This window comes from Lysinibacillus sp. FSL K6-0057 (assembly GCF_038630885.1).
GTDB classification, from domain to species: Bacteria; Bacillota; Bacilli; order Bacillales_A; family Planococcaceae; genus Lysinibacillus; species Lysinibacillus fusiformis_F.
Genome location: NZ_CP152047.1, coordinates 5,013,377 through 5,039,083 on the forward strand (window position 1 = coordinate 5,013,377; position 25,707 = coordinate 5,039,083).

The window sequence follows — 25,707 nt, forward strand, 5'->3', positions numbered from 1 at the left end:
TTAAGACTCCTTCCTATAACGCAAATACTCATCAAGTCCTTTTTTTCGTAGTTTACATGCTGGGCATTCACCGCAACCATCAGCTATGACACCGTTATAGCAAGTCAACGTTCTTTCTCGAACAAAGTCCAATGCCCCGAACTGATCAGCAAGCTCCCATGTCTGTGCCTTATTCAGCCACATCAATGGTGTATCAATTACAAAAGAATCATCCATCGATAAATTTAACGTTACATTTAAGGATTTAATAAAAACATCTCGGCAATCTGGATATCCGCTAAAATCTGTTTCACAAACGCCAGTCACGATATGCTTAGCTCCTACTTGACTCGCTAAAACACCTGCAAATGAAAGAAAGAGAAGATTTCGACCAGGAACAAAAGTCGATGGCAGCTCACCATTATCTCCGTCTTCTACTTTAATATCTTGTCGTGTCAAAGCATTCGGAGCAAGCTGGTTCAGGAGTGACATATCAAGAATATGATGCCTGATTCCAAGTTCACTCGCTATCTCTTTTGCACATTCAATTTCAAGACGATGCCTTTGACCATAATCAAAAGTGACTGCCTCAACCTCTTCAAAACGTTCTTTTGCCCAAAACAAACAAGTTGTACTGTCCTGACCCCCACTAAATACAACAATTGCTTTTTCCTGCTTCATCTATAAAACTCCCTTATATCAAAAAAACAGCACTCTAAGAAAAAGTGCTGCTTTCTTCTTAGTTTTTTAAAGAGGGTAGCTAAAAACCTCTTTCTTGATTGAACTATTCAAATCTTCATTTATCGATTATCAATTTTTTCTGGATTAAGATCGTGGTTCATTAAACGATAATTGGCGATTTCTTCATATTTCGTTCCTGGCTTCCCATAGTTACACCATGGATCGATCGAGATACCCCCACGTGGAGTAAATTTCCCCCAAATCTCGATATATCGTGGATCAAGCAATGCAATTAAATCATTCATAATGATATTGACGCAATCTTCATGGAAATCGCCGTGATTTCTAAAACTGAATAAATACAATTTTAGTGATTTACTCTCAACAATTTTTTTATCCGGGATATACGAGATGTACATCGTGGCAAAATCCGGCTGATTTGTCAGCGGGCATAAACTAGTGAACTCTGGACAATTAAACTTAACGAAATAATCTCGATTGGCATGTAGATTATCCACTGCCTCCAATACCTCAGGTGCATAATCATAGGAATACTTTGTACCTTGATTACCTAATAGGGTTAAATCCTTTAATCCTTCTTCATGACTTCTGCCAGACATAAAAAAACCTCCTTGTAAAAATGTTTCCCAACACTTTTCAAGAGAGGCATCACCAATCAGTCTATTAAAACATAAGTAAAAACATAAAAAAGCCACGTCCGATATGGACATGGCATATTGTCATGTTTCCATAGTTTTTTATAGAGGGTATCAGCTATGAACCTCTCCCGTTCTAGTCCGGGCATTCTTTTCTTCAATATCGTACAAAAAATAGTACAGCACGTCAAATAGATTTTTTATAAAATCTTACCCTATGGAATACGACTTACAAGCAATATGAAAACTGCATTTAGACTAGTCATGGAGAACTGTATCATAATAAAGTGTGGTTTTAATGAAAATAGAAAAAGTGTTTCCGAAATTCTTGAATCATTTAAACTAAAGATTTCCACTTATCCTTCTAACCATTTGTTAGTAGCACCCCGATTTATAATCGCTCTAAGTCCTGATATTCTTTCATATAAGGACCATCCTCTGCAACATATGAATGATACAATGCCTTTACTGCAAAATTTTTCTCTAAACCCATTTCGGATTTTAGCTTTTTTAATTCATCATGCAACGTTCGATGTTCATTGATTAGCTTTAGCATAATTGATTTATTATATTTCATTACATTCATCCTTTTTGTCTATAAAATAATGTGGAACAGCAAAATCCTCAGGCATCTGATGTTGTTCTAGTATTTTGTAACGTGTATTTGTCTCTTTGAATGCTTTATCAATAAATGTTTTAAACTTTCTCATTTCAAAGTTCACGTTATTTGTTGAAGCTATAATTATACCATTATCACTCGTAATCTTAAAAACATCCTTTAAATAGATACTTTAGTAGAGATTCAAATCAAATCAGATCAGTCACATTCGCTTCATGCAAATATGACTGTTTTTTAAAAATCACACTTACTTATGATACAGTTCACCCTAATGTGACTAAGGCCAAAAATATACTATATAATTAAAAACTATCTTAAGTTATTATAAAGAAAAGGAGGTATAATATGACAGCAGAGATTTGCGTTATAAATAAACTTGGTGTGGCATTAGGTGCAGATAGTGCTGTAACAATTGGAAATGGCAAAAAAATATATAACAGTGCCAATAAATTGTTTGCTCTATCTAAATATGCTCCTGTAGGAATCATGATATATAATAATGCAAGTTTTGTAGGGGTTCCCTTCGAAACAATTATAAAACTTTTCAGGAAAAATTTAGGTGAATCTAAACACCCTAATCTAATCGACTATGGAAATGCTTTTATTGAATTTCTTGTAGATAATGGTTATTCTCAGATTTGTACCAATAGAGAAGTTGATAAACATCTACTTCAAGTAATTAATGCATATCTAGAACAGTTCTACTCTAAGTATATACGAAGCTTAAAAGCTACTTCTGAAGAAAAGAATTTATCCGGAAAACAACTTTTAATTTTTTCTGAAGAATTACTAGAGAAAATGTTAGATAATGAAACTGACCGATTAGATAAAAAAAATATTTTAGATTGTTTTGAAGATACCGATACAATTTCAAATGAATTAGAAAGTCATATTAATGGCTTAGTTAATCATATATTCAAAAGTCTAATTTTTTCCGAAGAAATTTTCACTAAAATACTTAATAATGTTTGGAATCATTTAATTAAAGAATTCTCACCATATTCAACAGGAATTGTTATTGCAGGATTTGGTGAAGATGAAGTACTACCACTTGTTTTTGATTTTAAAATTGATGGTATTGTTGAAGGAACATTAAAAATTTCAGACGCTTCAATTACAGATTCATCTGAAGAACAATACAATACTATTCTTCCTTTTGCTCAAAGTGAAGTTGTTGAGTTATTTCTAAATGGCATAGACCCAAACTTAGAAAGATATCAACTAAGGGTGCTTAAACAGTTAGATAAAAATATTCTTAATGTTCTAGAAGAAAGTATCAAGACCACTTTTAATAATCCTATTAAAGTTAATGAACTTCTTGAAACAACTAATCATTTATTACAAAATAAAAACAATAGCTTCATAGAATTAAGCAGGAATTATCAAGAAAATAATTTCCGAAAACCAATAAAAAACATTGTAAAAATCCTTCCAAAAGAAGAATTAAGTGAAATGGCAGAAACATTAATACATATAACTTCTTTTAAAAGAAAGTCATCTGATGCTTTAGAAACTGTAGGTGGGCCTATCGATGTCGCATTAATTACTAAGGGGGATGGTTTTGTATGGATTAAAAGAAAACACTATTTTACTCCAGAAATAAATCATTCTTTTTATAATAAATATTTTAAGGAGGATTAAATATGTCAAAATTAGATTATGCTATTTTAGATTTAGAAAATCGTTTTTTAGATATCAATGATAGCACTGTAGAAAAAGATATAACTATCACTGATGAAGAGACATTTATAGATTCCATTTTTCTTAAATACTTAAATAACAAAGAAAATACAACTAAAAATAAATTATAAATCGATTAAAACCAGAACTATTTAAGTTAACAGTTCTGGTTTCTTAATTTTCCGCAGTTACTTATGATAAGGCTCTCCGTGACTGATCTATAAGCGGTTAATTTACATCCAAATCGCTTGACCTAATACACTTTTAAATCTTTCTAAAGTTTTACTACCAATTCCATCTATTTTTAAAATGTCCCCATCACTAGCATTTGCTAAATCGTAAACGGTTTTATAACCATTTGATTCTAATAATTCTAATTTATTATCTGTAATTCCATAAGGAAATACATTAGATTTTTTCAGTTTATCAATCGGCAACTCTAAAATACTAAGCACATCATCTACACCATCAGAATCAATTTTTAAATCAAAATCATATTTACCTAAAACACTGGATTTAGAAAATTGTATATCCTCTTTCCTGTTTCCTTCCCACTCTTCAAATAATTCTTTTGTCAAACGTGAACCAGGAACTTTCTCCAATAAATTACATAAATTAACAAAATATCTAGCTCCTCTTCCCCCTGATTTCATTCCCCTTGAAGCTTCACGCTTAGATAAAAAACCGGTATATTCAAGAATTTCCAATAATTTATTTGTTTTCAGCATTATATCTCGATGTATAATACATGTGGGAACCTCTTTTTGACCACATTGTGAGTAAATTATATCTGCAAATTCTTGTGCAGGCTCAATTAGAGGTTCATAAACTCCTAATTTTAATTTAATTTCCTCAATCATCGGCCAATAATAGTCACTACTTACTTCTAATAAAGTCTCTGATATTTTGGTGTAACCAATACCTTTATAAACACCATTTGCAAATAACGTTCCACAAAGTTTAACATAAGACCTCACATTTCCAACTACAGCCATACCTAGAAAATTTGAAACCTTTTTTATATCTAACTCGTTAACAAAAACATCCTTATTTCTTGATTTTGGAAAACGCGTTTCCATTATAGCTTGAAAAAACTCATTGAATCCTGGTTTTCCTTCTCTACGCTGAATTTCAATTACAGTTGCATCATTATAAATATCAAATCTACTGCCAAACCTAGTCACTCCGGGATAAATTGCTGCTTTACAAGATACTCTACTACTAGATAAAGTTCTAAAAATATCAAAAAACTCTTCTAAAGATGCCTCTCTTCCAATATGAGCCGCATCATCTAATAATAAAACTATTCTTTTATCAATTTTAAGTGATAAATTGGTTAAATTATTGTGCATGTCATATACTTCATAGACACTAGGGAATTCTATATTATATTTTTGTTGTGTGACCTCATTAACTTTATCACTTAATATTCTTAGTAACTCTACTTCATAAATCTTACCTCTTGTACGTAATAGTGGGAGATGTCTTAAACTTAAATAAATTCCTAAAACTTCATTTTTATATGGTTCTTCATCTAATCTTCTAGCCGCTTCTCTTAATAATGCACTTTTCCCTGTACCACGCCCGCCTTTTAATAAAATTGGTCCATGGGCCATTAAATTTTTTATTATACTTTCTTCATAGGAAAGGAAATGGTGATTTCGGACAAACTCTTCATTGGAGAAATCCTCAGCCGCTAGTAATAAATTTACGGTTTCATTTTCGTATACCATTTTTCGATCTCCTCCTCTATTTTTAGAAATAAAGTTGTTGAATCTTCTTTATTTATATTATGATTTACACTAGGATCAAAATGACTAACTAATGCAAGTAAGGCCAGTTTTTGGAACATAGAATATAAATTATTTTGCATTGTTAAATTGTCATATGCACTTTCAATATCTATTAAGAACTCATAATGTATCCCTTTTGAAAAAAATGAGAACAATTTCATTGAATCTGTCTTTATACGTTCATAATATGCTATTGCTTCTTCACTTAAGAAATTGTTTAACCAATTACTTTCTATTTGTTTTTCTGCAATATGATCTTGTAATTTTGTTAATGTAGGAATCCATAACAATTCTCCCCAGTGTCTCCCAAGTAAAGCCCTATCAAAATCTGAAACCTTATTTTCTGGATTCCAAATATCCTCTTTAGCTTTAGATACGGCAATAATATCACCTGTCCATAATAACGCAACATTAGACTTTTTTGTAACATCATACTTTGAGGAAGATTGAACTTTATAAATGGATAATATCCTAAACGGGTCAACCCTTAATAACAGTAAAGTCATACTAGCTTCTAAAATTGTTCTAGCATAAAAAGGAGCTAGTAACCTTTGTTTACTATTTTCTAAATCTAAATCCAATAATTCAATACAAAAATTATTAATAGTATCCGATAAATTATTTCTAATTTTTGTTACGTCTGAAATTTCGTTTTCTCCTATAGTTCCTATTAAAAGTTCACTTAAATAATTAATAATAATCTACCTCCTCTATTTATATTTTAATTTCCATTCCTAAAAAAGGAAGTAAATTATTAAGAAATTTTCTTAAAACCACACTTATTTATGATACGGTTCACCCTTCATAATCCTAAAACTACGATAAATCTGCTCGACTAGCACGAGCTTCATGAGCTGGTGAGGAAGTGTCATCTTACCAAATGATTGCTGCTCATCTGCACGCTTTAACACATCATCATGCAGACCGAGGGAGCCGCCGATGACGAAGGCGATTTTGCTTTTGCCGTAGGTCATGAGAGATTCGATATCAGCTGCCATTTGCTCGGAGGTTTTCATTTTTCCGTTGATGGCTAGGGCGATTACGTAGGCATCTGGACTGATTTTCGCTAGGATGCGTTCTCCCTCTTTTTTCTTGACGATGTCCATTTCAGCTTCACTTAGTTGTTCAGGTGCCTTTTCGTCTGGCACTTCAATCAAATCCATTTTTGCATAGCCGCCAAGACGTTTTACGTACTCATCGATCCCCATTTTTAAGTACTTTTCTTTTAGTTTGCCGACTGATACAATCGTTATATTCACACGTTATCCACCTTTACAATTCATTTACAAACAAATTATCCACAAAAGTTATCAACATATCCACATGTTACTTCTATATATTGTGTAAAGTTATTTACTTGATACAATATATTCTGCTGGCTGTTCACAGTAGCTACACTTTGTGGATAACTTTTTACCCTCTTCGATTTTATCCATAATTGGGAACACTTTTTGTTCTGCTACAAACATGTCTAAAGCGTGATTTATATGGCTTTCACAGCTGTATTTTTCCATTTTCTGATGTCTCCTTATTTTCCGAAATTTCCACAAACTTATTCACAAATCAGTCTATGTTATCCACAATCTATTGTAACAAAGGAATGGCATGTATGGAAGAAGTGCCTTTTACTCACGATTTCCTGTGTAGCATTAGTATTCACAATTTTCTAGTTATCCACAATATTTCATAAAAGTATTTTCTCCATCCTCACAAAAAAACGATGGAGATTGATTAAATCTCCACCGCTCTTCATATTGTTTACATTGTATTACCGTTTGTTAATGTTAGTGATAGTTCGACTAATTTACCTTGACGGTAAACTTTTAACGTTAATTTATCACCAATTTTTTTGTCATTATATAAATGTTTGCGTAAATCAATAGTTGTTTCGATTTTTTGACCATCCATTTCAACAATAACATCATATTGTTGGATTCCTGCTTTTGATGCTGCTGAGTTATTGATTACATCTGTTACCACAACACCCGTTGTCACTTCTGTAGGTAATTTTAATGTTTGTTGCTGATAGAATGATGGCACATCTGTTAAATCTGCTAAAGAAACTCCCATTGTTGGACGTTCCATTTTACCGTTTTTCTCTAATTCCTCAATAATTGGAATAGCTGAGTTAATAGGAATAGAGAAACCTAAACCTTCAACAGAGGATTCAGCAATTTTCATGGAGTTAATCCCTACTAATTCCCCGGCTAAGTTCACTAGTGCTCCACCACTGTTCCCTGGGTTAATTGCTGCATCTGTTTGTAACACTTCTTGTTGCCAGTCTTCTGTCCCATCACCATTTAAGTCTACTGGTACAGAACGGTCTTTACCAGAAACAACACCTTTTGTAACAGAGCCATAGAAATCTAAGCCAAGTGGATTACCGATTGCTATAACTGTTTCGCCTTGTTTTAGCACATCAGAGTTACCGAAAGTTGCTACTGTTTTTACATTCTTTGAGCTTATTGAAATAACAGCAAGGTCTGTCCAAACGTCTAGACCTACTAATTGTGCAGGTTCTTTTGTTCCATCCGGCATTGTGACCTCTAACTGTTTTGCCCCTTCAATAACGTGGTTATTTGTGACAATAAAGGCTTTGTCACCTTCGATTTTATAAATAACACCTGATCCGCTTCCTGCCTCTTTTGTTGTCGTTGATGATGGACTCCAAAAGCCTCCGCTTGTGACTTCTTGAATGTTTGTGATGCCAACAACTGCGGGTGAGGCTTTATCAACTGCTGTTGTCACATCTGTCGTTATTTCTGTTGCTACTTGATTAATTGTTGGGTTATTTTTCTCTATATTACTTGATGTTGTCCCAGGCATTTGGTTGACAAGTCCCGGTAGCATAAGCCATACAAGTAAAGCACCTATAATGACGCCAATCAGACCACTAAAGAAATAGCCGCCTTTTCCTCCGCCACCTTTCTTTTTAAGACGCTTAGTCTGCATTTCTTGCTCCTCACGCTCTAGTCTTTCTTGAAGAGGTGATTTCGGTACTTCATCATTTTTTAAGAAATCACTGTTTTTATCATCATCTTGGAAATAGCTCATGTTCTTCATCCTTTCCTTTGATTGCTATTTGTTAATTGTTACCCTAATCTTACGATTCAAACATTAAAATCAGATGAAAAACAAATAAAATGGGCATAAAAATAGCTGCCCAATGCATTTTTTTAAATGCATTGAACAGCTTCAAGTTTTGCCTAAATAGCTTATGATTAAACTGTGACTAATTTTGTTGGTTCTTCTGCATCCGTATCATAAAGATGAACATGCTCACCAACAAGGATGCCACAAGATTGCAAAGTTTGTGCGACACTCATACGTGCTAGCTCTTTCATATTATTATCTTTACTTAAATGTGAAAGATAAATATTGGTCGTCTTATCAAATACAACCTCACTCATAGCGATCGCTGCATCCTCATTAGACACATGTCCTACATCGCTTAAAATACGACGTTTAATAGACCAAGGATACCGTCCCATTTGAAGCATATTGACATCATGATTACTTTCAAAGACAAAAGAATCTGCGCCGCGGATAATTCCTTTCATACGATCACTAACATAGCCCGTATCTGTAATAATGACTAGCTTGCGATCATTTTCATGAAAAGTGTAGAACATTGGATCTGCTGCATCGTGTGAAACGGCAAAGGATTCAACAGCTAAAGAACCAAAATGCTTCACTGTATCCATTTCAAATTCAAAACGTTGCTCAACAGGAATGTCACCCACAAGCCCGTCCATCGCCTGCCACGTTTTGGCGTTTGCGTAAATTGGTACATGATATTTTCGTGCCAGTACACCAATTCCTTTAATATGATCACTATGCTCATGTGTAACAAAGATACCACTGAGTTGCTTCATATTACGGTCGATTTTTGTAAAGAGTTGCTCCATCTTTTTCCCACTAAGACCCGCATCGACGATAAAAGCATGATCGTCATTCTCTACATAAATCGAATTCCCTGTACTGCCACTTGCTAAAACACTAAATCGCATTATTCAACTCCCCAGTCTTCTTCTTCGCTCTCTTGCTTGTCCTCCTGGATTTCGATGACTTTTCCTTCTACTGCATTCACAAAGTACTCCTCTTTTGTCCCATCAGATAATTTCACTTGAACTTCCCATGTTGGCACCAATACCTGTGTACGTGTCAATTTAACAAGCGTTGAGTAACCTAGTTTCATTTGTGTAATGCGCGAGTCTGGCTTGAGCGGTCCTTTTGCATACAAAGTTTGAATAATTTGAAGTGGTGGAATAACTGTTTCCTGCTGTTCCATTTCTTCAATATTATCAATCATTGTTTGTTCATACATTGTTACTTCGTTATTTGCATTCCATTTGATTTTTAATGAACCGCTATAATAGAACATTCGGTTGTTTGTCTTTTGGAAAAAAATCGCTACTCGTTCTTCGCGATCTACTTTCCATAAAGCATAAGATGCTCCTTCAATAATGTTTGCAAGGGCAAAATCTGTAAAGCTTGCATCATCACTCACATTACGTAATTTAATAGGCCTCATAAAAATAACACGTGCCTTTGTATTATTATCATCTTTAAATTTAATTTGTTGGTTGTTATTACTAAATTCAGCTGGTGTGAATTTATGCACTTGAGCTGTCATATACGAAGCAGATTCAATATTATTTGGTAATGTGCCATATGTAATATTGTCATCTTTTAAACGAGCTTCTATTGTTCTTTCACCAGGTACCTCAATATCTTTCGCTTCATTATAGCGATTGACATAAAGTGAATACAAGAAGATGTTAAGTATTAAAAAAACGAATATAAAAATAGATTTTGTTCTATTCCAATCCATTTTTAACACCTCCTAATACTTCAGGAGTCAGTTTAGTCCAGCTACCATTACGAATAACAAACCAACAAGGTTCGAATATAAATATATTCTGTTCTTGATTTTGTGTTAAATAATAGCCCAAGACAATTTCATCAATATCAGACAAAGGTATACTGTTAGCGCTTTTTAATCTCTCTGCGATCTCCGCACCAGATGCTAATTCTTTAATTTCTTTCTCTAATGATATATCCATATCCAATGAGAAGTATGGACGCTTATAATGGAAAATTCGACTATCTCCCCAAATTGTTGTCATTCGTGTAATGACATGATTGCTATAGACAGGGAAACCTTGCAGATACATTTGATAATCTATTTGATTTTTATTGGTATTGGATGAAGCATAGCGGAAATCTGCCGTAAATCCTCCATGCTCATTAATAAATTCAAAGCTATCCTTTAAAAGCTTGGAAGGCTCGACTCTAATACTACTTTCTGCAGCTGGATATACATAGTTTAATGATTTTAGATTTGTTTCTAAGGTCATTAATGACATACCATCTGTATATTTTTCAGAGGATGCACTTTCAACATTACGCTGCACAATATTTGGATCTGGGAATAACACATTTTTAAATAATTCTGGTGTAATATCCTCAATAAAGTACGTATATTTTACAGATTCAATATTACTGTTTGCCAGATAAAGAGATGTATAGCCCTCTCTCTCCACTTCTTTAAAAATCTCATATTTTTTTGCAGGCTCAATGACTTCCTGTATAAATTGATTCATGTTTGGCACACTGACATGTGAGCGGAATAATGATTGGTTATTGCCACTAATGTAATACAACATTAATTCTTTGCTATTATAATTACTCCAATCTATAATCATACGATTGAACGTTGTTTCTGGTAATTCCTTATCAGTGAACTGAAAAGTCGTGTTAAAAGCTGAAAAGGGAATCTCTCCGGTAAAAAAGATAGTCATCCGATGATCTGCACCAATAATTTGATTCACATAGTTTGCAGAAAGATTGTTGTTTACAGGCACTAAATCTAAAACATTCCAGCCTTTAAATACTTTCATCATATCTTTCATAGCTGCGTTAGAAACCGTACCTGTAAACTCTTCTTCAGAACGGAAAATAGCCTTGTATGGGCGAATAATATCCTCCATATCTTTTTGCGGCTTAATTAAAATTTCCTCTCCCTCTGTTTTTTCAATGTATTTATAATCAGGTGTATAAGTCCAAATTAAAAAGGTTAAGATCACACTCAGCATGACAAGTAGAAATAATACAACAGATTTAACCGGCTCTATATATTTCATTCCCACTCACCTGCCTCACCAAATTCATCTGCATCATATGGTAATGTGAAGAAAATTGTTGTACCCTGTCCTTCTTCACTTTCAGCCCAAATCTTACCACCGTGTGCTTCAATCATTTCCCGCGCAATAGCTAATCCCAAACCTGTTCCTCCCATAGAACGAGCACGAGCACGATCCACACGATAGAAGCGATCAAAAATACGACCAACGTTTTCTTTAGGAATACCCATGCCATCATCTGAAATCATGACCTTCAGCATGTCCTCTTGTCCAGTAAAGCCAAAGCGAATATTCCCACCATCTGGTGAATATTTAATAGCATTCGAAATGATATTATCAATGACTTGTGTGACCTTATCCGTATCAATTTCTACATAAAAGGATGTTTCAGGGAATAATCGTTCAAACTGTACTTTGTCAGACTTAGACATTTCAAATCGATCGATAATACGGTTAAAGAATGAATTAAATAAGACAATATCTTTATTCAACTCATAATCTGAACTATCCATTCTAGATAACTGCAATAAATCATTCACTAGACGGATCATACGCTCTGTTTCGGTTTGCGTTACATTTAAAAATGTAGGAGCAATATTTTCATCTTTCCATGCCCCATCTGCTAGTGCCTCTAAATAACTGCGCATTGTTGTTAATGGCGTTCTTAACTCATGTGATACATTCGATACAAATTCCCTACGATCCATTTCAATCTTTTCTTGCTCTGTTATATCGTGCAATACTGTAATCAGACCATTAATAAAGCCCGTCTCTTTTTGAATAACAGAGAAATTAGCGCGAAGTATATAGGGTGCATCCGATGTACTGAAGTTTAAATTGACTGCATCATTCATATGGATTAAGTCTTCAAAGCTATATTCCTGATCAATCCCCAATACGGAGGCGATAGGACGCCCTAATGTAATATCTCTTGAAATATGCAGTAATTCTAGTGCAGGGTCATTGATTAGAATAATACGTCCCTTACGATCTGTTGCAATAACACCATCTGTCATATTACTCAGAACTGAATCTAGCTTACGGCGTTCAGCTTCTGTGGTCGATTGTGCTTCCTGTAAACGGTTGGTTAGATGATTAAAGGTGACGGCTAGCTGTCCGATTTCATCTGTACCATATACACGCACTTTCCGAGAATAGTTCCCCTTAGCCATTGCCTGAGCCTGCTTTCGCATATCAGCAATTGGCTGTGTAATCGTTCGTGCCACAAGAATACCTAAGAAGATGGTAATGACCAAGGACATTGCCGTACCACCAAGGAAAATCTGATTGATATCATTCATTTGTTCAAAAACGGATTCAATATTGGCTTCAATATAGAGTACACCAATGATTTCATCGTCTGGTCCTGCACCAGCACGAATGGGGTTCGCTAATACCCACACACGATTTCTCGTTTTATTGTCCAGCTTAATAATATCAAATAGTGTTTCAGCAGATATTGCTCGACGTACAAGATCCGTATTAGAGCGTTGGCCTATTAAATTTTGATTTTCAAGCTCAGATGTTGCAAGTATTCTTTGTCTATCATCAATAACACGGATTTCTAAAATATCACCATTCGAAACATCCCTTAAACCAGTAGAAAACTCCATAACAATTGACTTTAGGCTTTCCTCTAGTTTAGGCATGCTTTCATCGCGTTCCTTTAAAATTTCTTCACGAAGACTATATTGCATCAAGTCAACTCGCTGAAAAATGGAATCTTGGAAGTTGCTCTTCAAATTTCGTTCTAATTCACGAGCGAAATAGATACCGATAATTTGTAAAGCAAGTAATATTAATAAAATATAAATCAGTACTAGTTTGACATGAATCGATTTAAAGAAGCTCACTTTCTGCATTCCTATTACTCCTGTTCAGGATTTCGTAAATAATAACCTACACCACGTCGTGTGACAATCCAAGCAGGATGACTAGGATTATCCTCAATTTTTTCACGTAAACGGCGAATGGTTACATCAACAGTTCGTACGTCACCAAAGTAATCATAGCCCCATACTGTTTGTAGTAAGTGCTCTCGTGTCATTACTTGTCCAATATATTTCCCTAAATAATGAAGTAACTCAAATTCGCGATGTGTCAGTTCAATTGCCTCATCACGCTTCATTACTAAATAAGCATCTGGTTGAATAACAAGCGATCCTACGACAATCTCATTCGACTCTTCCTCAGCCTCTTCTGCTGCTGGAGCGACCACTTGTAAACGGCGCATATTGGCCTTCACACGCGCAATCAGCTCTCGTGTACTAAATGGCTTTGTGACATAATCATCTGCACCCATCTCTAACCCTAATACTTTATCAATCTCAGAGCCTTTAGCTGTTAGCATAATAATCGGGAAGTCGTATTTTTTACGTACCTCTCTACAAACTTCCATTCCGTCACGCTTTGGCAGCATAATATCTAAAAGCATTAAATCTGGTTGCTCTTCCTCTACTTTCTTTAATGCCTCATCACCATCATAGGCACAAATAACTTTATAGCCTTCTTTTATTAAATTAAATTGCAAAATATCTGCGATTGGTTTCTCATCGTCAACAACTAAAATTGTTTTGTTCATACATTCTCTCCCTTTCGCTTTTTATCTATTCTTAAACAATGTGTATTGGTAAATTCACTACTCTTAACTCTATCATGCTTTCGCATTCTATGCATTAATCGATATTCGATCCTTCTAATACTGTGACATAAAGCGATGTATTTCAACAATTATTTCTCGGGAAATAATAGAAAAAGACAGTCCATTATTTGGACTGCCTTCTATTCAACATGTTTATCGGCCTACATAAGATAACGGATTTTCTAATGAACCGTTCTTTTCAACTTCAAAATGCAAATGTGTACCTGTCGAATTTCCAGTGGAACCCATAATACCGATCACAGAACCTTTTTCCACTACTTGTCCTACTTCAACATTGATTGAAGATAGATGTCCATAAAGTGTTGTAAAACCATTATTGTGATTAATAACAATGCGATTACCATAGGTGCCAGAAGTGCCAGCTGCAACAACTACACCATTATCAGCAGCTAAAATATTATAGTTACTTGGTCGAGCGATATCAATACCACGATGGAAGGCTCCCCAACGTTCACCCATACCACTTGAAATATAGCCCCCGACTGCTGGCCATGCAAATTCACCAGTTCCACGTGAAGAAATAACCTTTGTACCGACTACTTCAATTTCATCTACTGGTTGTTGAAGGATTTTTTCCTCTAAGGCAACTTTTGATGTCTGCGTACCATTTTCAGATGTTAATGCATAGGTTGTTTCTTTTTTTCCATTAACACCTTCTTGCTTGATGACCTTTTCGCCTTTATACAGAGTAGGATCTTCTTCGACTACTTTTTTAAACGGAATGATATCCGCAACTTTCTTTTCCTTTTTTACTTCAAGTGTTACAAACGGCTTTGCCACAGTAACATTTAATTCTTGTCCAATTTGTAAAACTGTATCCACTGTAATATCAGAATTCAGAGCTAACAGTTCGCCTGTTGTTAAATTATGTTTTTTAGCAACCGACCCTAACACATCTCCAGATTGAATTTTATACGTTTCCTGCTCAAGATAGCCTGTCATTAAATATTTCACGGCTTGCTCAGGTGATACAATATCAGTTGGTGTAACTTTTTGTGATAATCCTGAAACTCCTTGTTTAAAAGAAACATCTAGAAGTCGGGACTCACCATTCTGTAATTCTGGTAAATTATTATTAGATTGTTGGTTTTTAGATAATTTCTCTAATTCTTGCTGAGAAACATATTGTAGCTTTAACATTTGAACCGTTTTTTCATAAGCTTCCGTATTCTTTAATGATACTACCGGTTTATGATTTACTAATAATGTAAAGGCATCAGATTTAGCTACTAAAGATTGCTTAAGTTTTGATAATGTTTCTGCATCTTTTGTTTCATTTGTAAATACTTGTTCTGGGATTATTTTAACAGCTGAGCTAGCATCAATGGATAAACCTTTGAATTGCTGACTTGCTACTTTTTCTTTTGATGCAATAATTTCTTGAATCGCTTTCTCATCAGACACTGCACCAATATATTCATTCCCCACATAAACGTGGTAAATTTTATTTAAGTTTTCTTTGTTATATTCCTTAGCAAATCCCATATTAATCGTTAGACTTGTCATTAAAACTACAATGATTGAAGCCTTTTTAAAAGAAGAAAAATTGTAGGTGAATCTATTGTTTTCTTCTTTTCTATTCCAAAACGAATTCATCAATAAAGCCCCTTCCAACTTTACCCTACTGTAGGATGATTTACCCACAAGGATTTTTTGCACCCCTATAATGTACCATAAAGAAAATGACGTTTGAACGATTTCGCTCTTTTGTAATGTAAATGTATTATTTATCTACTTATTGTTACATAGAATATATTTTATATAGTTTATAAATACTGTATTTTTATTCATATACTGGTTCTTAAAATACAATTTAAAAAATATCATGGGTATACTATTCTTTAATTTTTTTCAAGTGAATTTGGGCTTAATACTTTTTACTTTTTTAATATTCCGATAAAATGTATATAGAAGGTACACTATTTGATTGGAGCGATTAAATTGAGTGATTCACAAACCTCTGAGAACACAACAAAAATGTTGAGACCTCAGAAAAATAGCATGCGGAAAGTTTTTGCAAGAATTGTTATGGTGTCGCTAGGTGCGATTATAATGGCATTGAGCTTAGAATTGTTTTTAGTACCTAACCACATTATGGATGGTGGAATCGTAGGTGTTTCCATTATCACATCTCATTTATTAAATTTACCCCTTGGTATTTTCATCTTCATTTTAAACTTACCTTTTATTTTTTTAGGCTATAAACAAATTGGTAAAACCTTCGCACTGTCGACAGGTCTAGGTATTACCGTACTCTCGTTCGCAACACTTGCCTTACATAATATCCATCCATTTACGGAAGACACATTATTGGCAACAGTTTTTGGAGGAATGATTTTAGGAGTTGGTGTCGGTATTGTCATTCGTTATGGAGGTTCATTGGATGGAACTGAAATATTAGCTATTTTATTTAATAGCAAGACACCTTTTTCAGTTGGAGAAATCATTATGCTCTTCAATGTCATTATTTTTACGGTGGCAGGATTTATTTTTAATTGGGAACAAGCCATGTACTCCATCATTGCATACTATATTGCCTATAAAATGATTGATATTGTTATTCAAGGATTGGAAGAATCGAAATCTGTTTATATCATAAGTGATGACATTGATGAAATTGGACAAACTATTATGGATCGACTTGGTCGTGGCGTTACTTTCCTTCACGGAGAAGGAGCTTATACGGGGAATGACAAGAAAGTCATATTTACCGTTATTACTCGTTTAGAAGAGTCTAAATTGAAAACAATCGTCGCTGAAATAGATGACAATGCGTTTCTAGCCATCGGTAATATCGCCGAGGTAAAAGGTGGTCGCTTTAAGAAGAAGGATATTCACTAAAAAAGGGCATGCCGCATTTGGCACGCCCTTTTCATTTTATTTCATTATGCTTCCCAAACGTCCACTAACACGTTTGTTTGCTCACGTGCAGGTCCAACAGAGAAAGTAGCAATTTGAATGCCCGTTAGTTCGCTAATACGCTCCACATAGCGGCGTGCATTTTCAGGTAGCTCTTCTAAAGTTCGGCAGCTTGTTACATCCTCTGACCAGCCTGGAAGCTCTTCATAAATCGGCTCACATTGTTCAATAATATGAAGATTTGCTGGATATTCTGTAATTGTTTCACCTTTATAGTTATATGCTGTACAAATTTTTACTGTTTCTAAACCAGATAAAACATCGATAGAGTTAAGGGCAAGATGAGTAATGCCACTTACACGGCGTGAATGACGAACAACGACTGTGTCGAACCAGCCTACACGACGTGGACGACCAGTTGTTGTACCGTATTCGCGACCTACCTCGCGAATTTGTTGACCCACTTCATCAAATAACTCTGTTGGGAAAGGACCATCTCCTACACGAGATGTATAGGCTTTGGATACACCTATAACACTTGTCACGCGTGATGGACCAACACCAGCGCCAATCGCTACTCCTCCTGCAACTGGATTTGAAGATGTTACATATGGATACGTACCTTGATCGACATCAAGTAAAATTCCTTGTGCACCTTCGAATAGCACTTTACCGCCTTCATCAAGGACATCATTTAAGATTTTAGATGTATCAGCGACATATTTTGCAATTTCTTGTCCATAACCATAGTATTCCTCGAAAATTTCTTCGAATGTTACGCCTTCAACTTCATAGAATTTCTCAAATAATTTATTTTTAATGGCTAAATTATGACGTAGTTTTTCTTCAAAGATTTCCTTATCAAGTAAGTCAGCCATACGAATCCCAATACGTGCTACTTTATCTTGATAACAAGGTCCAATTCCTTTACAAGTTGTGCCGATTTTATTGTCTCCACGACTTTCTTCATCAGCTATATCTTGTTTAATATGATAAGGCAAAATAACATGTGCACGATTAGAAATACGTAGATTATCTGTATTAATACCGCGCTCTTGTAAACCTTTAAGCTCCGTTACCAGTGATTTTGGATTCACAACTAATCCATTACCAATTACTGAAGTTTTTTCTTTATAGAAGATCCCTGATGGAATTAAATGTAATTTATAAGTTTCACCATCAATTTTAATGGTATGTCCTGCATTATCTCCACCGGCATAACGAGCGATGGCATCGGCTTTGTGCGAAAGGAAATCTGTAATTTTACCTTTTCCTTCGTCTCCCCACTGTGTTCCTACAACTACTACTGATGTCATAATCAGCACCTCCGTTAGATACCTTTGTATCTCAAATTTCAAGCCTCAATTATTGTAACAATGATAGAAACAACTCGTCAATAAAAAATAGTGAAAAACACGAACATAAAATCAAGAAATCTGATTCAACGTTCGTGTTTAATAACAGAATGGTATGAATATTATCGAACATTCAGATTAATTCATTCTAAGGGTAATATTTCATTACGGATAGGCAACTTATCTGAATGACGAATAACATGACTAATCACGTGGCGGTGGTGGTGGCATTTGTGACCAATCCACATTAATGAATTTATTGAATTCTTTTTTAAAAGCCAATGTAACGGTTCCTGTTGGACCATTACGTTGTTTCGCAATGATAATTTCGATCATATTTTTACTCTCAGATTCTTTATCGTAATAATCATCACGGTATAAAAACGCAACAATATCAGCATCTTGCTCAATACTTCCCGATTCACGTAAGTCACTCATCATTGGCCGTTTATCTTGTCGCTGCTCAACTCCACGAGATAACTGTGATAAAGCAATAACAGGTACCTTTAATTCACGGGCTAATCCCTTTAAGGAACGTGAAATCTCTGATACCTCTTGCTGACGGTTTTCTCCTGGCTTGCCACTACCCTGAATCAACTGTAAATAATCGATTAAGATCATTCCTAGTCCATTTTCCTGTGCTAAACGACGACATTTTGCACGAATTTCATTGATACGTACACCAGGTGTATCATCAATAAAAATCCCTGAATTCGATAAACTACCCATTGCCATAGTTAGTTTACCCCAATCTTCTGTAGTTAAAGCACCTGTACGTAAAACTTGTGCATCTATATTTCCCTCTGCACAAAGCATACGCATTACCAGTTGCTCTGCACCCATCTCTAAAGAAAAGATTGCTACATTTTCACGCGCTTGTACGGCAACACTTTGCGCAACATTCAATGCAAAGGCCGTTTTCCCTACAGATGGACGTGCAGCAACAATGATTAAGTCGTTGCGCTGAAAGCCAGCAGTAATGTTATCTAAATCACGGAAGCCAGTTGGTATACCCGTTACTTCTCCCTTTTGTGATTGAAGTTGCTCAATATTATCGAAAGTTTCCACTAGCACATCTTTAACATGCTTAAAGTCTCCTGCATTCTTACGATTGGCAACCTCCATCATTTTCTTCTCTGCCTCACCTAATAATGCCTCTACTTCGTCTTCACGCGTATAGCCGTCCTCGACGATTTTCGTAGCGACCCGAATCAATCGACGTAAGAGGGCCTTTTCCTCAACGATTTTGGCATAATGGGCGACATTGGCAGCTGTAGGGACAGCATTGGCGAGCTCTAGTAAATAAGAAAGCCCGCCAACGTCCTCAATCTCTTTTTTAGCTGATAATTCTTCAGTAACTGTTACAACATCTATCGCTTTTCCTTGATCACTCAAGCGCAACATCGTTTCGAAAATTTTCTTATGGGCATTTAAATAAAAATCATCTGCCAATAAAATTTCTGATGCTGTTATTAATGCTTGTGGCTCAAGGAAGATAGCACCGATAACCGATTGCTCCGCCTCCCGGTTATGCGGTGGAACGCGGTCCATCATCGGTTCACTCATGGATCGTCGCTCCTTATTCTTCCGTTACATGTACTTTTAACGTTGCTGATACTTCATGATGTAGTTTTACAGGAACATTTGTAAAGCCAAGTGAACGAATTCCATCAGGTAAAGTCATTTTACGTTTATCAATTTTAATGCCATGCACTTTTTGTAATGCATCAGCAATTTGCTTTGTAGATACTGAGCCAAATAAGCGGCCACCTTCACCTGATTTTGCTTTTAGCTCAACTGTTAGTGCTTCTACTTTTTCCTTTAATGCTTGTGCTTCAGCTAATTCAGCAGCCGCATTTTTGGCCTCTAATTTTTTTTGCCCATCTAATTGGCTTAAAGCTTGCGCATTTGCTTCCGCTGCATAGCCATTCTTAATTAAGAAATTTTGTGCATAGCCATCAGCTACGTTTTTAATTTCACCTTTTTTTCCTTTTCCTTTAACGTCTTTTAAAAATACTACTTTCATTAGTCAGAACTCCCTTCAAAGACCTCATTTATGGCCTCTTCTAAATGTTTTTTCACACCATCAATGGATTTAGCATCTATTTGGCAGGCAGCATTTGTTAAATGTCCACCGCCGCCGAGCCTCTCCATAATTAGCTGTACATTGACCTCGCCAAGTGAGCGTGCACTTATACCAATTTTTCCATCTGCCCGATGCGCAATGACAAAGGATGCACTAACATCCTTCATCGTTAGTAATATATCTGCTGTTTGCGCAATTAAGACAGAGTCATACACTTTCGATTCTTCACCTACAGCAACAGCCACTCCAGGTTTTACGAACTTAACTGTTTGCACAATTTTGGAGCGCTCTATATATGTGTCCACGTCCTCCTTTAAGAGACGTTGTACCAATACTGTATCTGCACCATTCGTTCGTAAATAAGAAGCAGCTTCAAATGTACGTGCTCCTGTTCGAAGTGTAAAGCTTTTGGTATCAACAATAATACCTGCCAGCAATGCAGTAGCTTCTAGCATATTGATCTTTGCACGCTTCGGCTGATATTCTAATAACTCTGTCACTAGCTCAGCTGTGGACGACGCATATGGCTCCATATAAACAAGTGTAGGATTTTCGATAAAGTCCTCACTTCGACGATGATGGTCGATTACAACCACCTTTTCAGCTAACTTCAATAGGTGTGCATCAATTACTAAATTCGGCTTATGTGTATCAACAATAACGAGCAACGATTTCTCAGTCATTTTACCAGCGGCTTCCTCTGGTGTAAGGAAATTTTCATAGAAATCTGATTTACTCTCTATTTCATTCATTAATCGTGTAACGCTACCATTTAATTCATCAAAATTGATGATGACATAGCCCTTTACATCATTCATTTGAGCCATTTTCCGTACACCTACAGACGCACCAATGGAGTCCATGTCAGGATTTTTATGTCCCATAACAAACACTTGATCACTGTCTTGAATTAAATCGCGTAATGCATGTGAAATAACGCGCGCTCTAACACGTGTACGTTTTTCAACTGGATTTGTTTTTCCACCATAGAATTTAAGTTTTCCAGTAGGTTGCTTTATCGCCACTTGGTCACCACCTCGTCCTAATACAAGATCTAGACTTGATTGTGCCAACTCACCAAGCTCAACTAATGAGGATGATCCAGCTCCTACCCCAATACTTAATGTTAACGATAAATTCTTTTGAGCTGTTTTTTCACGAATGGTATCTAAGATAGCAAATTTTTTCTTTTCCAGCTCCGTTAAAATGGATTCATTTAATACTGCTAGGAAACGATCGGATGATATTCGTTTGACAAACACACCATGCTCCGCAGCCCATTCATTGACAATTGAAGTAACCATTGTGTTAGTTAAACTACGTGGTTGATCGTCCATGGCTTGCGTGATTTCATCGTAATTATCGACAAACAATATAGCGATTACTGTACGGTCTGCAAAGTATTGCTTTTCAATGGCAATCTGTTCAGTTATATCAAAGAAATACAGTAGTCGTTCCTCTTTTTTATAATAAACCCGATATTTCCGATCACGTAATGTAATCGTAGCCTCATTTGTTTCCTCGGTCTTCATTAACACGTAGATATCATCGGATATATTGACAATACCTTCACCCACTAATGATTCCACATTAAGGATACCTTGCATATATGGATTAGACCATTCTATTTCATATTGCTCATTAACCAGAAGTATCCCGATCGGCATTTCAAGCAATGCCTCTTCCCCTACTTTTTTCATACGGAAGGAAATAGATTCAATATGCTTTTCCGTTTCTTCATAAGCTATCTTTTCTACCTTCCATGTGTAGGTCATCAGTAAAACAAAACCTACTCCATAACCGATACCTATCCCGATATTCCAAATACATAGAAGCACGAACGTCACAGTTCCAAATATGGAAAGAACAAAAAGCGGATAGCGAATTGGTCGTTTTCTAAAAGTCCCCATTACAATCAGCCCCTTATTCTTTAGTCTTCCCCTTTACAAGTGAACGTACGTCAAAACCTAAATCAACAATACCGAGTAAGATCATGAAGGATGATAAAGGAATTGCTAACAAAGTAGCTACCCATTTAACACCGTTTGGCATCCCTTTTTTAGAAATAAAATAATGGATAAAAGATATTCCTTGTAGAATGAGTAACAACCATAAAATATAAGAAACATTTAATACAATGATATCTAGCGTAGAACCAGCCTCTGGACGCATGAATAAATTAATGCATAAAACAATCATGTAATACCATAAAATAGAGCGTGGTAATCTCATATTTTGGAACGGAGCAAATTTAGGAACATCTACTCCTAGTCGTTTTAGAGCTGGTAAATTTACTGTAATGATAATAAATGCAGCAAAAAATGCTGAGATTGTTATCGTTGCAGGCATAGTCAGTTCAATTGTTTTAAACATCGCCTCAAGCTGTTCTGGATTTATGGCTACTTGACCTGTTACATTCTTTGCAAATTCATTAGATTGCTCATAATTTTTACGCGCCATCTCTAAACTCATGTTAATGAAGTCAATTCCTGAAAGCTTTACATAGGCAATATAAACAACTGCCATCGAGATAAGATTAGCAATCCCCATGGACATAAATAAATAAAGCTTACTCTTCTTCAGATAAATGGCGTTACCCATAACGACACCTAATAACCCTAAAATAAAGGCAAATGGCAGCATGGATATTCCACTCGTTATAGTGGTTAGGATACAGCCTACTATTGCTACGAGTATTGATGTGGAACGCTTGTAATTTGCGCTATACCAAGCAATCGGTAGTGGAGCGAATAATAAAGCTACTATAAAGATGAATGGTACATATGCAGAAATTAACATTAAAATTGTAAAAAGTGCAACCATCATTGAGCCTTGTACAAGCGCTTTTGTTTGATTATTCGGCATTGAAAACCTTCCTTTTTTTCAGTCAAACTTACTACCCTTTATTGTACCATTTTTTCATAGTATTGAACAAAAATCACTTAGATCACTATGTACATTGTCTTTATTTTTTCAATTTTAATTCAGACTTTTACCTAAGTGGTTGGTAATTTCCTTTTTAACCATAACAAAAAACCAGCATACCCGATACGAATATCGTAATATGCTGGTTTTTAAAATTGATGTAAGGTCAGTTACCTTACCATCATCAATCTTATTTGTCTTCTGCTACGAATGGAAGTAATCCCATAATACGAGATACTTTGATAGCTGAAGTTAATTTACGTTGGTACTTAGCGCTAGTGCCAGTTACGCGACGTGGTAAAATTTTACCGCGTTTAGAGATGAATTTTTTTAATAAATCTACATCTTTATAGTCGATATGCGTAATGTTATTAGCGGTTATTTGGCATGCCCAAATTTAGTATAAAATGAACTATTTTTATTTTCCATTAATAAATATTGACAAACTATTGGATGGTTTAGTTGGAGAAAAGTTTCTACATATTTTATAAAATATAAATATACGTACTAATTAACTTTCTAAATCCTACATAAATTCCGTAGCCAACAATACTACCAAGAGTAATAAGTATCCTCGCCAATGTTTGGTTTCTAATCTATCCTGTAGATTTTTCTACTAGTTCTTCTTTTCTCCAGTTAACTTAGTTCTTTGTACAGTAGTATTATCATCTCGATTATTTTAATTTAGCTTTAATGAAATAGATTTTGATTCGATAGAATTTGATTCTTGAGTTACAATAATATCTTGTTGTTCAGACTTTCCATCTGTATATTTTATAATTACTTTGATTATTATGTCATCATCTATTACCAAATTACCATCATGATGAATTACAAATGAATATTTATATTTATCCTGTTCATTATACTTAACTGTATAGGTATTTCCAATGTCCTTTGTAGCAGAATATATATCTGAACCAGGCGAATTTCCAATGGTGACTATCTTTTCTGACAATAACCAGTCTTTGTCTGCATATTCTTTAGCTGTTAGTATAACATCCTCTAAAAACTTGCCTTTGTTAATGGTATAAGTAATTGAGTCGATATGTTCTCCACTTATATTTAGCATAATATTTGTAAAAATTAAACCACCTGTATCACCAGTTCGATCAATTGTAATACCTCTAGTTTCAGTTGATAATTCAAAAGTGGCTTTATCTGATGAAAGTTTGGTATTAGACTGATTCCCATCATTACTCAATGCATAAGCTGTGATTGCAAAATTTGCGCCTTGAAAGTTTCCATTCTTATTGAAAAGTGGAATGCCTATCATAATTGACAATAGGATTCCAAATGCACAAGCTACAGAAATCCACCTTTTAAAATTTAATTGTCCCGATTTTTTCTTTTTAATAAAATTACTATTCTCTTTCAGGCGATTTTTCATAGTTTTTGACATTTCAATAGAATTAACAGCTTCTTTAATCTTATCAAAGTTCATCATTCATTCTCCTTTCGATATCTTTCTCGAATAAGCTCTCGTCCACGTTGTAATCGCTTTTTAACTGCTGAAGTAGTAATGACAAGTATTTTTGCTATTTCATCTACTTTATAGCCCTCTACATAATAAAGTAACAATACAATCTTATGTTTATTTGGCAATCTCATAAGATGTTCGATTAAACCATAGTTTTCATCACCCTTACAATATAGTTGCAAATCATTGATATCCATATGTTTACGAATAATATTGTACCTTCTCATATTCTTGCAGCGATTTGTAGCAATAGTAATCAACCATGCTTTCTCATGTTCTGAATCGTTAAATGGTGTAGATTTAGTTAGGTAGGTAATAAAAGTGTCTTGTACGACATCCTCTGCATCATTCTCATTGCAAAGAATAACAAGACATATTCTAAAAAGCATATTTCCATATTTATCAACAATTCGTTCTATATCTAGTTCGTTCGACCAAACTAATTGTTGCAACACCCATCAACTCCTTTCACTTATAACACACATGAAGATACCATTTGGTGACATTTTATATAAAATAATTTTAGAAAATAATCTTACCTAAAAACTGATCAGTGCTTAAAATTGAAAAAATATTTTCCAATAGGCTTATATCCGAATCTAACCTTATTAAATTGTGTAATTCGTTTGCAATAGTAGATAAGAATGTCGATTTTAGGTACCTATCGTGAAGATTTTTACTTAAACTAAAGAGGTAATTTAATTTAACAAAAATCAGTTTTCTCGGTAATATAATACAATGCATTGAAATAATTATGTAAAGTGGAATAAGGTTTTTTACTTTTTT

General features: G+C 34.9%; 25 protein-coding genes, 1 pseudogene and 1 riboswitch. Of the genes and pseudogenes, 3 read left to right on the forward strand and 23 right to left on the reverse strand.

The features are described from left to right. The 4 genes and pseudogenes from queC to MHB40_RS25105 form a co-directional block, all read right to left on the reverse strand. Positions 1-660: a 7-cyano-7-deazaguanine synthase QueC gene (queC, locus tag MHB40_RS25090; protein ID WP_342442089.1), complete on the reverse strand. Its 660-nt coding sequence runs from the start codon at positions 658-660 to the stop codon at positions 1-3. A gap of 119 nt (positions 661-779) precedes the next feature. Next, positions 780-1,280: a preQ(1) synthase gene (gene queF, locus MHB40_RS25095; protein WP_342533651.1), complete on the reverse strand. Its 501-nt coding sequence runs from the start codon at positions 1,278-1,280 to the stop codon at positions 780-782. Between the two features lie 124 nt (positions 1,281-1,404). Next, positions 1,405-1,451, reverse strand: a riboswitch (PreQ1 riboswitch). A 256-nt stretch (positions 1,452-1,707) separates the two neighbouring features. After that, the gene (locus MHB40_RS25100) at positions 1,708-1,893 is read right to left on the reverse strand and encodes a hypothetical protein (protein WP_205446268.1); all 186 of its coding nucleotides are present in this window, start codon (positions 1,891-1,893) and stop codon (positions 1,708-1,710) included. Continuing rightward, positions 1,883-2,080, reverse strand: a pseudogene (locus MHB40_RS25105) (hypothetical protein); the annotation flags it as partial. The pseudogene MHB40_RS25105 and the gene MHB40_RS25100, both read right to left, overlap by 11 nt. A gap of 200 nt (positions 2,081-2,280) precedes the next feature. On the opposite strand from MHB40_RS25105, the gene MHB40_RS25110 reads away from it, so the two are divergent. Together MHB40_RS25110 and MHB40_RS25115 are read left to right on the forward strand one after the other, a co-directional pair. Further along, positions 2,281-3,576 (forward strand): hypothetical protein, encoded by a 1,296-nt coding sequence (locus tag MHB40_RS25110; protein WP_342533652.1) that lies wholly within the window; start codon positions 2,281-2,283, stop codon positions 3,574-3,576. A gap of 2 nt (positions 3,577-3,578) precedes the next feature. Then, a complete protein-coding gene (locus MHB40_RS25115; protein ID WP_342533653.1) occupies positions 3,579-3,746 on the forward strand; it encodes a hypothetical protein in 168 nt (55 codons plus the stop codon). A gap of 102 nt (positions 3,747-3,848) precedes the next feature. Here MHB40_RS25115 and MHB40_RS25120 read toward each other — a convergent pair whose 3' ends face one another. The 11 genes from MHB40_RS25120 to MHB40_RS25170 form a co-directional block, all read right to left on the reverse strand. Beyond that, positions 3,849-5,348 (reverse strand): hypothetical protein, encoded by a 1,500-nt coding sequence (locus tag MHB40_RS25120; protein WP_342533654.1) that lies wholly within the window; start codon positions 5,346-5,348, stop codon positions 3,849-3,851. Beyond that, positions 5,324-5,989: a hypothetical protein gene (locus MHB40_RS25125; protein ID WP_342533655.1), complete on the reverse strand. Its 666-nt coding sequence runs from the start codon at positions 5,987-5,989 to the stop codon at positions 5,324-5,326. Before MHB40_RS25125 ends, MHB40_RS25120 begins: the two co-directional genes overlap by 25 nt. Positions 5,990-6,187: 198 nt before the next feature. After that, entirely contained in the window at positions 6,188-6,667 is a 480-nt protein-coding gene (gene rlmH, locus MHB40_RS25130) for a 23S rRNA (pseudouridine(1915)-N(3))-methyltransferase RlmH (RefSeq protein WP_205446284.1), read from the reverse strand. Between the two features lie 90 nt (positions 6,668-6,757). Continuing rightward, complete coding sequence (locus MHB40_RS25135; RefSeq protein WP_342442098.1) at positions 6,758-6,922, reverse strand: CxxH/CxxC protein; 165 nt, start codon at positions 6,920-6,922, stop codon at positions 6,758-6,760. Between the two features lie 244 nt (positions 6,923-7,166). Further along, positions 7,167-8,462 carry a trypsin-like peptidase domain-containing protein gene (locus MHB40_RS25140; RefSeq protein ID WP_342533656.1) on the reverse strand — a complete coding sequence of 432 codons (1,296 nt, stop codon included), beginning with the start codon at positions 8,460-8,462 and terminating at the stop codon, positions 7,167-7,169. A gap of 167 nt (positions 8,463-8,629) precedes the next feature. Continuing rightward, on the reverse strand, positions 8,630-9,418 hold the full coding sequence (locus tag MHB40_RS25145; protein ID WP_205446286.1) for an MBL fold metallo-hydrolase: 789 nt from the start codon (positions 9,416-9,418) through the stop codon (positions 8,630-8,632). After that, positions 9,418-10,242, reverse strand: a complete 825-nt coding sequence (gene yycI / locus MHB40_RS25150) for a two-component system regulatory protein YycI (protein ID WP_205446287.1) — start codon at positions 10,240-10,242, stop codon at positions 9,418-9,420. The genes MHB40_RS25145 and yycI overlap by 1 nt, the downstream gene beginning before the upstream one ends. After that, positions 10,229-11,554 carry a two-component system activity regulator YycH gene (gene yycH / locus MHB40_RS25155; protein WP_342533657.1) on the reverse strand — a complete coding sequence of 442 codons (1,326 nt, stop codon included), beginning with the start codon at positions 11,552-11,554 and terminating at the stop codon, positions 10,229-10,231. Before yycH ends, yycI begins: the two co-directional genes overlap by 14 nt. Continuing rightward, positions 11,551-13,416 carry a cell wall metabolism sensor histidine kinase WalK gene (gene walK / locus MHB40_RS25160; protein ID WP_205446289.1) on the reverse strand — a complete coding sequence of 622 codons (1,866 nt, stop codon included), beginning with the start codon at positions 13,414-13,416 and terminating at the stop codon, positions 11,551-11,553. Before walK ends, yycH begins: the two co-directional genes overlap by 4 nt. A gap of 5 nt (positions 13,417-13,421) precedes the next feature. Next, positions 13,422-14,135: a response regulator YycF gene (gene yycF / locus MHB40_RS25165; RefSeq protein WP_342533658.1), complete on the reverse strand. Its 714-nt coding sequence runs from the start codon at positions 14,133-14,135 to the stop codon at positions 13,422-13,424. Positions 14,136-14,348: 213 nt separating this feature from the next. After that, entirely contained in the window at positions 14,349-15,812 is a 1,464-nt protein-coding gene (locus tag MHB40_RS25170; RefSeq protein ID WP_342533659.1) for a M23 family metallopeptidase, read from the reverse strand. Positions 15,813-16,193: 381 nt separating this feature from the next. On the opposite strand from MHB40_RS25170, the gene MHB40_RS25175 reads away from it, so the two are divergent. After that, the gene (locus MHB40_RS25175) at positions 16,194-17,057 is read left to right on the forward strand and encodes a YitT family protein (RefSeq protein ID WP_342443792.1); all 864 of its coding nucleotides are present in this window, start codon (positions 16,194-16,196) and stop codon (positions 17,055-17,057) included. Between the two features lie 44 nt (positions 17,058-17,101). On the opposite strand, the gene MHB40_RS25180 is transcribed toward MHB40_RS25175, so the two are convergent. The 8 genes from MHB40_RS25180 to MHB40_RS25215 all read right to left on the reverse strand — a co-directional run bounded on the left by MHB40_RS25180 (position 17,102) and on the right by MHB40_RS25215 (position 25,376). Further along, positions 17,102-18,391 carry an adenylosuccinate synthase gene (locus tag MHB40_RS25180; RefSeq protein WP_342533660.1) on the reverse strand — a complete coding sequence of 430 codons (1,290 nt, stop codon included), beginning with the start codon at positions 18,389-18,391 and terminating at the stop codon, positions 17,102-17,104. A 243-nt stretch (positions 18,392-18,634) separates the two neighbouring features. After that, positions 18,635-19,996 (reverse strand): replicative DNA helicase, encoded by a 1,362-nt coding sequence (gene dnaB / locus MHB40_RS25185; protein WP_342533661.1) that lies wholly within the window; start codon positions 19,994-19,996, stop codon positions 18,635-18,637. Positions 19,997-20,009: 13 nt separating this feature from the next. Then, positions 20,010-20,456 carry a 50S ribosomal protein L9 gene (gene rplI, locus MHB40_RS25190; protein WP_205446292.1) on the reverse strand — a complete coding sequence of 149 codons (447 nt, stop codon included), beginning with the start codon at positions 20,454-20,456 and terminating at the stop codon, positions 20,010-20,012. Beyond that, on the reverse strand, positions 20,456-22,426 hold the full coding sequence (locus MHB40_RS25195) for a DHH family phosphoesterase (protein ID WP_205446293.1): 1,971 nt from the start codon (positions 22,424-22,426) through the stop codon (positions 20,456-20,458). The genes rplI and MHB40_RS25195 overlap by 1 nt, the downstream gene beginning before the upstream one ends. 13 nt (positions 22,427-22,439) lie before the next feature. After that, positions 22,440-23,381, reverse strand: a complete 942-nt coding sequence (locus MHB40_RS25200; RefSeq protein ID WP_342533662.1) for a YybS family protein — start codon at positions 23,379-23,381, stop codon at positions 22,440-22,442. 250 nt (positions 23,382-23,631) lie between these two features. Further along, positions 23,632-23,838 (reverse strand): 30S ribosomal protein S18, encoded by a 207-nt coding sequence (rpsR, locus tag MHB40_RS25205; protein ID WP_342534819.1) that lies wholly within the window; start codon positions 23,836-23,838, stop codon positions 23,632-23,634. Between the two features lie 282 nt (positions 23,839-24,120). Beyond that, on the reverse strand, positions 24,121-24,888 hold the full coding sequence (locus tag MHB40_RS25210; RefSeq protein ID WP_342533663.1) for a hypothetical protein: 768 nt from the start codon (positions 24,886-24,888) through the stop codon (positions 24,121-24,123). Further along, positions 24,885-25,376 (reverse strand): RNA polymerase sigma factor, encoded by a 492-nt coding sequence (locus MHB40_RS25215; protein ID WP_342533664.1) that lies wholly within the window; start codon positions 25,374-25,376, stop codon positions 24,885-24,887. The genes MHB40_RS25210 and MHB40_RS25215 overlap by 4 nt, the downstream gene beginning before the upstream one ends. Positions 25,377-25,707: the final 331 nt, after the last annotated feature.